General features: G+C 43.2%; 9 protein-coding genes, 9 tRNA genes and 2 rRNA genes. 18 read left to right on the top strand and 2 right to left on the bottom strand.

What is annotated here, in order from left to right; genetic code table 11:
* From GRF59_RS18170 to GRF59_RS18120, 11 genes are all read left to right on the top strand, one after another.
* A 23S ribosomal RNA gene (locus GRF59_RS18170) occupies window positions 1–123 on the top strand; the annotation flags it as partial.
* A 61-nt stretch (window positions 124–184) separates the two neighbouring features.
* A 5S ribosomal RNA gene (rrf, locus tag GRF59_RS18165) occupies window positions 185–301 on the top strand.
* An 8-nt stretch (window positions 302–309) separates the two neighbouring features.
* Window positions 310–385: transfer RNA gene (locus GRF59_RS18160), tRNA-Asn, on the top strand.
* 4 nt (window positions 386–389) lie between these two features.
* Window positions 390–464 (top strand) — tRNA-Glu (locus tag GRF59_RS18155).
* Between the two features lie 139 nt (window positions 465–603).
* Window positions 604–679, top strand: a tRNA-Val gene (locus tag GRF59_RS18150).
* 84 nt (window positions 680–763) lie between these two features.
* Window positions 764–837 (top strand) — tRNA-Met (locus GRF59_RS18145).
* Window positions 838–866: 29 nt separating this feature from the next.
* Window positions 867–943: transfer RNA gene (locus tag GRF59_RS18140), tRNA-Asp, on the top strand.
* A gap of 117 nt (window positions 944–1060) precedes the next feature.
* Window positions 1061–1136: transfer RNA gene (locus GRF59_RS18135), tRNA-Lys, on the top strand.
* Window positions 1137–1150: 14 nt separating this feature from the next.
* Window positions 1151–1225, top strand: a tRNA-Gly gene (locus GRF59_RS18130).
* 6 nt (window positions 1226–1231) lie between these two features.
* A tRNA-Arg gene (locus tag GRF59_RS18125) sits at window positions 1232–1305 on the top strand.
* A 10-nt stretch (window positions 1306–1315) separates the two neighbouring features.
* Window positions 1316–1397: transfer RNA gene (locus tag GRF59_RS18120), tRNA-Leu, on the top strand.
* 312 nt (window positions 1398–1709) lie between these two features.
* On the opposite strand, the gene GRF59_RS18115 is transcribed toward GRF59_RS18120, so the two are convergent.
* Together GRF59_RS18115 and GRF59_RS18110 are read right to left on the bottom strand one after the other, a co-directional pair.
* A complete protein-coding gene (locus GRF59_RS18115) occupies window positions 1710–2972 on the bottom strand; it encodes a sensor histidine kinase (RefSeq protein WP_160499077.1) in 1263 nt (420 codons plus the stop codon).
* Complete coding sequence (locus GRF59_RS18110) at window positions 2969–3718, bottom strand: LytR/AlgR family response regulator transcription factor (RefSeq protein WP_237391870.1); 750 nt, start codon at window positions 3716–3718, stop codon at window positions 2969–2971. Before GRF59_RS18110 ends, GRF59_RS18115 begins: the two co-directional genes overlap by 4 nt.
* A gap of 244 nt (window positions 3719–3962) precedes the next feature.
* Here GRF59_RS18110 and GRF59_RS18105 point away from each other — a divergent pair, with 244 nt between their 5' ends.
* The 7 genes from GRF59_RS18105 to GRF59_RS18075 all read left to right on the top strand — a co-directional run bounded on the left by GRF59_RS18105 (window position 3963) and on the right by GRF59_RS18075 (window position 10036).
* Window positions 3963–4514, top strand: a complete 552-nt coding sequence (locus tag GRF59_RS18105; RefSeq protein WP_160499075.1) for an accessory gene regulator B family protein — start codon at window positions 3963–3965, stop codon at window positions 4512–4514.
* Window positions 4511–4660 (top strand): cyclic lactone autoinducer peptide, encoded by a 150-nt coding sequence (locus GRF59_RS30305; RefSeq protein ID WP_160499074.1) that lies wholly within the window; start codon window positions 4511–4513, stop codon window positions 4658–4660. Before GRF59_RS18105 ends, GRF59_RS30305 begins: the two co-directional genes overlap by 4 nt.
* A gap of 119 nt (window positions 4661–4779) precedes the next feature.
* Entirely contained in the window at window positions 4780–5349 is a 570-nt protein-coding gene (loaP, locus tag GRF59_RS18095) for an antiterminator LoaP (protein ID WP_423802963.1), read from the top strand.
* 332 nt (window positions 5350–5681) lie between these two features.
* On the top strand, window positions 5682–6632 hold the full coding sequence (locus GRF59_RS18090) for an acyltransferase domain-containing protein (RefSeq protein WP_160499072.1): 951 nt from the start codon (window positions 5682–5684) through the stop codon (window positions 6630–6632).
* Between the two features lie 199 nt (window positions 6633–6831).
* Window positions 6832–8244, top strand: a complete 1413-nt coding sequence (locus GRF59_RS18085) for an MATE family efflux transporter (protein WP_202128722.1) — start codon at window positions 6832–6834, stop codon at window positions 8242–8244.
* Between the two features lie 246 nt (window positions 8245–8490).
* The gene (locus GRF59_RS18080; RefSeq protein WP_160499071.1) at window positions 8491–9345 is read left to right on the top strand and encodes a sugar phosphate isomerase/epimerase family protein; all 855 of its coding nucleotides are present in this window, start codon (window positions 8491–8493) and stop codon (window positions 9343–9345) included.
* Window positions 9346–9370: 25 nt separating this feature from the next.
* Window positions 9371–10036, top strand: coding sequence for an O-methyltransferase (locus GRF59_RS18075; RefSeq protein ID WP_160499070.1), 666 nt, complete (start codon window positions 9371–9373; stop codon window positions 10034–10036).
* Window positions 10037–10048 lie beyond the last annotated feature (12 nt).

Below are 10048 nucleotides of genomic sequence, written 5' to 3'. Positions count from 1 at the left end.
CCCCTCAAGATGAGATTTCCCAGTATGTAAGACCCCTTGAAGACGACGAGGTAGATAGGTTGGAGGTGGAAGTGCAGCAATGCATGGAGCTGACCAATACTAATCGGTCGAGGGCTTATCCTAATAAACTAAAACACAAATTCGTTTCGTATCTAGTTTTCAGGTGATCAAATCGCTTGAATCGTTTGGTGGCGATGGCGGAGGGGTTCCACGCGTACCCATCCCGAACACGACCGTTAAGCCCTCCAGCGCCGATGGTACTTGGACCGAAGGGTCCTGGGAGAGTAGGACGCCGCCAAGCATACATATTCCCTGATAGCTCAGTTGGTAGAGCACTCGACTGTTAATCGAGTTGTCACAGGTTCGAGTCCTGTTCGGGGAGCCATTAAGGCCCGTTGGTCAAGGGGTTAAGACACCTCCCTTTCACGGAGGTAACAGGGGTTCGAATCCCCTACGGGTCACCATTACTATTTAGCTTCGATCGGGGATGAGAATCCATAAGGGTTCGTCGGAGCATGAAGTTCGGTAGCGCTGCTTCGCAGTCTCGAACGAAGTGAGAGTATCCCCTACGGGTCACCATTATCTTTAATAGTATAATCCTATGGAGGCTTAGCTCAGCTGGGAGAGCATCTGCCTTACAAGCAGAGGGTCGGGGGTTCGATCCCCTCAGCCTCCACCATTTTACCCCAAAAAGTGAAGATGAAGCTTTGTAGCTTATTCCGAATACTTTCCGGGGAGCCAAGAACTAAATACTTATTACTGACGCGGGGTGGAGCAGCCCGGTAGCTCGTCGGGCTCATAACCCGAAGGCCGCAGGTTCAAATCCTGCCCCCGCAATTACTTTCTCACATAGAAAGTGCCTCTGTGGAACCGTGGTGTAGAGGCCTAACATGCCTGCCTGTCACGCAGGAGATCGCGGGTTCGAATCCCGTCGGTTCCGCCATTTAAATTTGCTTCAGGGATGAGAATCCGGTTATCGGGTTCGTCGAAGCATAAACCTCGTTAGCGCTGCTTCGCAGTCTCAAACGAAGTGAGAGTATCCCTTCTTATTATTGATTAAGAGCCATTAGCTCAGTTGGTAGAGCACCTGACTTTTAATCAGGGTGTCGAAGGTTCGAGTCCTTCATGGCTCACCAGTTTTATTTTATATGCGGACGTGGCTCAGCGGTAGAGCATCGCCTTGCCAAGGCGAGGGTCGCGGGTTCGATTCCCGTCGTCCGCTCCAATATTTGCGCCCTTAGCTCAGCTGGATAGAGCGTTTGACTACGAATCAAAAGGCCAGGAGTTCGAATCTCTTAGGGCGCGTTTTATATAAGCCGGCGTGGCGGAATGGCAGACGCGAACGACTCAAAATCGTTTGGGAAACCGTGGAGGTTCGAGTCCTCTCGCCGGTACCATAATAATGAACGAACAGTCCATTAGAGTATATCTCTAATGGGCTTTTTTGTTTGGATTTTTGTCCACCGTTCATTGCTTGTCATTGCGTACTCACTGAGACCTAACCCGATTCCTGAACTTCTTTCATGCCTACGCCACTGGCTAAGAGCAGACTCGTGCAGCTATGACGAAGTCCAAGCCGGGGAAGTGGTCGCTAAGGCTTTAATACGACCATCATGGCGCTCTCGCTGTATTGCTTTTGTTTTCCGGAACTAACCAGCGTTTCAACATCAGGAGATGTTAAATGAAAGATTTTTATTAAATTAGGCTACTCAATCAATGGGCAGGACAACAATGGTTTCAAACATTTCTCCAGCGGTTGTGGTAAGATGGCCGCCGTATTTTTCGGTTATGTGCCGGATATTGAGTAAACCGACTCCATGCAATTCGACATTTTTCTGCGATCTCTTTTTATTGTTAGGAATATAAGGATTTTTTGCATGAATGGTCAGCATATGATTGTGCGTGAAAATGCGAATCGATATGAAGCGGCTTTCAGGTGCAGGAAGGAGTTGAGCAGCTTCGATTGCGTTATCCAGGATATTTCCGATTACAATGCACAGGTCATACGAATCTATCGCGTCTATAATGTCTAAGCTCACTTGATGCTTAAATTGAATGTTTTTTTCATTCGAAATGCTTATCGCATTATTTAACAAAGCATCAATGACCAAGTTGCCTGTGGCTATCGTAAAATAAGAGTTTCCCATCTCTTTCAGGGTTTTACTAATATGATTAAGAGCCTTTTCCTGCACTCCTGTTTGAATACAGGCACGAATGTAAACCAAGTGTTTATTTGTATCATGGATAATTCGTTTGGTCATTTGAAAGGAGTTCGAGATTTTCTGATAGCTTGTATTTTGATATTCGTTTTGTTTATGTAATTGATTCAATTCATCCTTTATCTGAAAGCTCTCAATTAATTCATCAAAAAGATAAATGATAGTAACGTTGATCAGCAGGACGCCGATGACTGAAAGAATATACATATTGCTTTCCTTCGCGTAAAAGAAAAGCGTATTTAAGATCAGAAGACTGATTACATGAATGAGTGCCAGGACAATATAATGCCATTTGGTGAGCTTATAATCACACTGCCGCTTGAACATCTTAATCAGCACAATGAATAAGAAATAAAAGAGTGATGAAAGCAGTAAAATGAGCAAGCGTGTTTCTTGATTACTCAAATCCGTGACAACAGGAGCAAGTTTAAGTTGTGAAATAAATCCATATGAAAGTATTTCCGCTACGAAACCTAAAATGACATATAGAATTGAAAAGAATGCTTTCGACTCGATCCGAGCTGAGTAACACCAGGAAATGATAAATGCGCTGCTGAGTGATAATAAACCTGTAATCAAAACAGGAAAAAAGGAAATTGACGATAGATAGATGATCATACCGCTCAGTAAATAATGAACATTCGTATGGAGTCTACTTTTGTGAGAAGAGCCAAGTAAAGCAAAAAAATAACGATTCAGCAGAATGAGCTGCAAGAGAGTCGTTCCTAGAAAAAAGAGAAGGGTCAGTTTCATATGATAAATCTACCTGCCATGTAATGAGTATAAGTATCTTTGATTTGCTTCATTTGAGTGCGGCTTATAGGGAATTCCTGATGATTGCTCATGATGACGGAATTAGCTGTAAACCTGCGAATATAGTCCATATTTACAATGACTGATCGGTAAACGAGCAGAAAGGGTGATCCTAATTTCAACGAATAGGATGAAATCGTGCCTGTCATGAAAAATTCCTGATCTGACGTAATAACCTTCAATTTATTTTGCGCCAAGGCATGTTTCAATTTTAATATTGCGATAATTTCTGATAATGGTACAATGTTTTGCCCTCGTTCATCTTTCAAAAACATGACATGATTATTCGTTGAAGAGAGGTGGTCATAAAGTCGCATCGCTTTAGACTCAAAAACGTCGTACGTCAACGGCTTGAGTAAATATTGGAATGTTAATACGTCGAAGCTGTCCATGACATACTCCGGGTAACTGCTTAAAAATAGGATGATTACTTCTTTATTGGGGAGGGAACGAATGTGTTTGGCTGTTTCCAAACCATTTATACCCGACATTTCAATATCTAGAAAGAGAAAATGAAAGTTTGGCTCATTTTTGCTATGGTAGTGCTCAAGTAACTCCTCGCCCGATGAAAAATGAGTCAAGATAATCTTGCGGTTGATCCTTTTTTCAAAATTAGCAAAGAAACGACTTAATTCTTCGTGAACCTCTTTTTCATCATCGCATACTCCTCCATACAGCATTGCCATTCTCCTCCATATGACTTTACCATTGTAACCCTATTATACCATATATTTAAAGACTAACGAATTCAGGAGACATCGTTCAATACAGGAGCAATCAATAGTGATTAGATCCATCCATACAAGTTACAGAAGAAAGTAAAACACTTTAAAAATTGCAATTCGCATAGATTCTAATACAGTTCGCATAAATTGTATTCCTTTAACCGGTTAATCCTTATATATTGTTTTTTAATGGAGATGGAAAATAATGATAGAATTTCTAGTTGATGCTGCGAGTGATAGGATGATTCGCCACAAGGTGATCATGCAGAAGGATTTACCGGTAGTTCGATATGGGTTACGTGCCATGACCGAAACATTGCTTATTTTCAGTACCATGATCATCGTTTCTATTTTTGGGGGACAAGTACTGGAGGCGCTGGCCTGGATTGGAACGGTCTTCGTAGTAAGGAGTTTGGGGGGAGGGAGACATGCCGGGTCATTTTTACAATGCTATTTCATATCTGTAGGTGTTTTTGTAGCTTGCTTGCTCGGGGTACGATTCGTCGAGGATTCTTTTATTTCATATCTGATATTTTGGGGTTCAGCGCTTTTATTAGTTTGTTCCCAAGTGTCGTTACGTAAAAGAACAAGACAAGGGAAGCTGCAGCAAGTAAGTACGCTGATAACTGCTTTGATGATATTTTTATATGGCATTCTTCTTTGGTTCCAAATCATGAATAGCATAATGCTGTCCAGTTTGTTGGGTTTAATTGCATCACAAATATCCAGTGTATTAGGAAAGGAAAATTACCTATGAATATTGCTCTGATCAAGAGACTTCCATGGAAAGTTATTAGTTTATTAGCTTTTGCTTTTGTTCTGCTACGAATAAACACAATGTGTTGGTGGATTGCTCATGAACCGGAAATGCCGGAGGAAGTCAAAAAAATGAAGTCGTTCTAAGTTATAAAATACTACTTGCATCAAGATTGTTGTTGATATTCTGCGACTATTGAAATAATACAATGGTACTGTTTTTTTAATTGTAAGGGTTGGAAGTAGGTAGCTAAATGGATTGGTATGTGCTCTTTGTAGAAACGGGAAAAGAAGATATCGTACGGACGTTGATTAGCAAATATTTCGATAAATCCGTAATTCGTGCAATTGTTCCTAAACGGAAAATAACGGAGCGAAAGCTAGGTCATTCTTACGAAGTTTGCAAAACGATGTTTCCTGGCTATGTGCTTGTGAATACTCGAATGAACATGACAATCTACTACGGACTTAAGCGAATACCGATGTGCTATCGGCTGCTGAATCGAACTCAGAACCTTTTTGATACGATGGAAAAGAAGAATGTAATCTACAACGAGGAAGATACGTTCGAAACGCACACATTATCCAAAATCGAAGATGAAGAAATAGCATTGATCCTGCAACTCATCGGGAAGGGTGAGGTCATCGACTACTCCACGTTATACATTGAGAACGCTAAGGTGAAAGTATCTAGCGGTCCGTTAAAAGGAAAAGAAGGGATCATTAAAAAGATCGATAAGCGTAAAAGGCGGGCCAGAATCGCGCTCCATTTTATGGGATACGAAAAGCTGCTGGATGTCGGGATTGAACTGTTGGAAACACCGATGGAAAATTAGAATGATCGGCTTTATGAAAAATTCAGAGTGATTCTAATCGATGCTTCGGTACGTTGGCGTAGCTCTGATGTAATATCATTCGCACTAGTAGTGTATATGTTACATATAGACGACCGAGCGAAGCTATGTCTGAATGTCGCCAGAGATCATGCGGAGTACGCTATGGATTTGGAATCGTTAAATGATGTGATTGTTAGAACGCGTTGAATTAGCTCCTTTCATTGATGCAATGGAAGGGCATTTTTTTGTGATAAAACGATACAATATGTATCGTTTTTGTTTTATGTGCAAACAAGGAGGCTATCATCATAACGAAGAGGCATATAGCATTTATGTTTGGCGGACAAGGTTCCCAATATTATCAAATGGGGATTGAATTATACAGGATGCATCCTGTATTTCGGTCTTGGATGAACCGTTTAGACTCACTGGTTTCGGAGATTGCAGGGTTCTCCGTCATTGCCCATTTGTATGACGATCGTAAATCTTTAGTGATGGATTTTGACAATCTTACCCATACGCATCCCGCCATATTCATGATCCAGTATTCGCTCGCACGCACGTTGATGGAGGAAGGAATCGAGCCGGATGTTTTGTTAGGTCTCAGCTTGGGCGAATATGTATCGGCAGCCGTAGCTAATGTGGTTGAGGTAGAGGCTATGCTAGAAACCGTCCTGTTACAATCGGAATTGATTCAATCGGCTTGCGAGAAGGGCGGGATGATTGCGATATTGTCAAATTCGGATTTGTACGATACCTTTCCGCAGCTTCATATGGCGAGCAGTCTTGTGGCTGTCAATTATGATGGCCATTTTGTGATTGCCGGAAAAGAAGCAGGTCTGTCGAGCGTCGAAAGTTGGTTAAGCACAAATGGTATTCTGCACCAGAGGCTTCCGGTCTCCTATGCGTTTCATTCTGCTTATATGGAGCCCATAAAAACCGCATACATGCATCATCTGCGAAGCTTGACATACCAAGCGCCTACTGTGCCGTGGCTGCCCTGTGCATCAGGAGACTTCTGCGAAGCCGCGAATGCCAACCACTTGTGGCAGGCAATACGTGAACCGATGCGATTAGGAGAGGCGCTGAAGATACTGGAGCAACAACAGCAAGATTATATGTATGTGGATTTGAGCCCGTCCGGTACATTAGCGGCAATGGTCACGAAAATCCAGGGACGAAGCGATAATTCCAGGATTCTCCCCATTATCACAAAGTTTAATCAGGATGCTTCTCATTTAAGGCGGGTGATAGACTGGGGCTTGAATGGATTAGCGCGATAAATAGCTTTTTCATTAGAAAGCAGACAAGCTTGGAACATATGTTTTTCGAGGGAAGCTTTGAACCTTGCAGAATGGGCGTCAGCAGAGTTTAAAGCAGCTTACAGAGAGTTAAATGAAATCGTTTTCATTATATAAGAATATATGGAAAATTTTTTTATAATAGTTTAGGATTGGGAAAATAGAGTGTGGAGGGATCAAAGTGAAGGCTCAAGAACAAATGTTTAAAGGAATGTTTGAAGGTCCGATTATTCCAATGATCGTGAGAATTGGATTGCCCATTCTGATCGGTAACCTGCTGAATTACGTTTATCTGATTATCGATACGTACTACATTGCTATGCTGGATCCCACTTCGTCCGCCCTTTTGGCAGGAACAGGCCTGTTATTCCCTCTGTTTTTTATCTTTGAAGCCATTGCTTCCAGTTTGGCAGTTGGTCTCAGTACAGTGACGGGACGCTTGATTGGCGAGAGAAGGTTTGAAGAATGCAAAAGTCTTGGGATCAGCGGCGTAATGATGGCTTTGGTGCTCGGGATACCGTTCATTCTCGTCTGTTATTTGTTCGGGCCTGATTTGATCAATCTGCTCGCGGGAAGCGGGCTTAGTCCGGAGGCCAAGACATACGGGCTCGAATTTTTGTATTCGTTAGCACCAGCGTTGATATTCATGATCTTGATCCAGGTTTATGGAGGAATCCTTCTAGGCGAAGGACTTACCCACGTTCTGGCGATCGCATTTACGCTCATGACGGTTCTCAACCTGATCCTCGATCCGATTATGATTTTCGCTCTGGGCTTGGGAGTGACCGGTGCTGGATTGTCGACGTCGATCGCGATGTGCTTTGCTTTCCTATACGTTGTGCGGTTTCTGCAAAAAGGGAAATCGAGGATTCCTTTAACGTTCAGCCTTTCGCGGTTTAATAAACGAATTGTGAAGGAAATTGTTCGCATTGGGCTGCCGCAGCTGTTAATGACCGTTTCCATTTATGGGATTACCGTTGTTTACAATAAAATCATTACGACCAACTTCAGCGAAAATGCGATGAATGCCTGGACCTTAACGGGAAGGTTCGATCAGATCCTAATTATTCCGGTTATCGCGGTTGCAGGTGCGACGACGGTTTTTGCTTCCCAGAATTTCGGTCGTAACCAACTTGAGCGGATCAAAAAGACGCTGAACGTCAGTACACTCTTCGTTTTCGGGATGTGTACTGTCATAGCGGCTCTCTATGTGTTATTGGCGCCCTGGTTATTCTCAATGTTCACTTCCATACCTGAAGTGGTGGAACTCTCGGTCAGGCAGGCGCTCATCATCTCGTTTACGTTCGGGTTCATGGCCGTAACATGGATCAGCGGCTCCTTCTTTCAAGCGACAGGCCGGCCAATGCCCGCCGTTATTATTCTCTATATCAGGGTGCTCATCATTATCGCGCTAGGCCTGTACTTCATCTATGGGCTGGATATGGGAATGAACGGTATTTTCATCTCCATGGCCATCGGAAATGCATTGTCGTTGCCGATCGCGTTCTTGTGGGTGAAGGGACATCTCAAGAAAGTGAAGTTCACATCCATTTTTGATAAGCATTCCCCGATAGCGAACGAACAGAGGGGATAAATCTTCTGCATAGGTAATTTAGGTGACAGTTTCAGTGCCTCCATGATCCATTGACCGCAGGGCGTAAGCAGGCGGACAGGATCATGGGGGCATTTTTCCCTTTGTGACACTTCTCAGCCTTGATACCCGGGGGATGTTTTACGTCCACTTTTTTGAAAAATATTTTCAATAGAAGGTTGTAGAGCGTTTTCTCCATATCAGGTCTGAGGATGACTCAATATAAACTTATTTATAGGAGGAGAACAAATGAAATTTAGTTTCTGCACGATTGCCTGGAGACATCGGACGTTAAAGTTGGATGATATGGTCTATATTATAAGCTTACTCGGTTATGAGGGGATCGAGATTTGGAGTAAGCACTTGTTCGAATATCAAGCCGCATTGCCTGCTTTGAAGAAGCTGCTTGCTCACAGTAAGCTCAAGGTACCGATGATTACGCCTTATTTTGATTTCACGTCAACCAAAAAGAAATGGAGAGACAGCATTTTGGAAGCGGAGACGTACATCCATTTGGCAAATGAGATCGATTGCCGCATTATTCGCTGTTTTACGGGTAAAGTTGGAAGCGAGTTTGCGACGCAACGGGAGTGGGACAATGGCGTGGAGGGAATACAGGTCATTGCGGATAAAGCGGCTGAATTTAATATCAAAATAGCAGTTGAAACGCATGTGAATACGCTCGCGGACCGCATTGAATCGATCCAGAAGTTATTGAAGGATGTTAACCGGCCGAATGTCGGTTTGGTGCTCGATTTTTATAACCTGTATGAAAATGAAAAAGGAATGGACCCTCTGCTCGTTATTGATGAGCTTTATGAGCATACGATCCATGTGCATGCCAAAAATGCGGAAAGCAACTTAGGGTTAATTACGCCATTCAATTATGTCATGGACAAGGATCGAACCATACTCGGCATTCGGAACCTCAATGACGGCGATCTCGATTATCGGGCCATTCTGCATGAATTGAATCGAAGAGGTTATCAAGGCTTCGTATCCGTTGAATGTTTCGAAACGAACCGCAATCCGATTCGCGTCGCCATGGACGAAATCAAATTTTTAAATCAAACCAAACAGCTGGATTTTCAGCCGATTGTATAAATTAACGAAATCCTAGGAGGTAAGAATGGGAAAAAGAACGCTGAATTTATCGGATGAACTATACGATTATATCCTGGACAATTCGCTCAGAGAGCCTCCGGTTGCATTGGAGCTTCGGGAAGAGACGAATCAAATGCTCATGTCCGCGATGCAAACTCCGCCAGAACAAGGGCAGTTTCTTGCGATGATGGTTGAATTGATGAATGCCAGGCAAATTCTTGAGGTTGGTACATTTACCGGTTACGGCGCTTTATGGATGGCGCTTTCTTTGCCTGAGGGCGGGAAAATTACGAGTCTCGATGTGGATGAGAAATGGAGTGCCATGGCTAGGAAGTATTGGCGTCAGGCAGGGGTAGAAGAGAAGATCGAATTAATCATCGCGCCTGCTTCCCAGTCCATGCGTCAGCTTCTTAACGATCATAAAGCGAATTATTACGATATCATTTTTATCGATGCTGATAAAGAAGGTTATTTGGATTATTACGAATTGGCGATCAAGCTTGTACGAGTCGGCGGCCTGATCTTGCTGGATAATGTGCTATGGGGCGGCAGTGTCATTAACGAGCTCAATCAGGGACGGGACGTTCGCGCCATCCGTGAAGTCAATAATAGGGTTCATCTTGACGATCGGGTTACGATGAGCCTAATGCCTATCGGAGACGGTTTAACCTTTGCTATTCGTAGAAAATAATGAAAGGAGCTA

The sequence above is a fragment of the Paenibacillus dendrobii genome, assembly GCF_009807035.1.
GTDB classification, from domain to species: domain Bacteria; phylum Bacillota; class Bacilli; order Paenibacillales; family Paenibacillaceae; genus Paenibacillus_AQ; species Paenibacillus_AQ dendrobii.
Note: the sequence above shows the minus strand (reverse complement) of the source record. Positions and strands in the feature narration are given on the sequence as shown.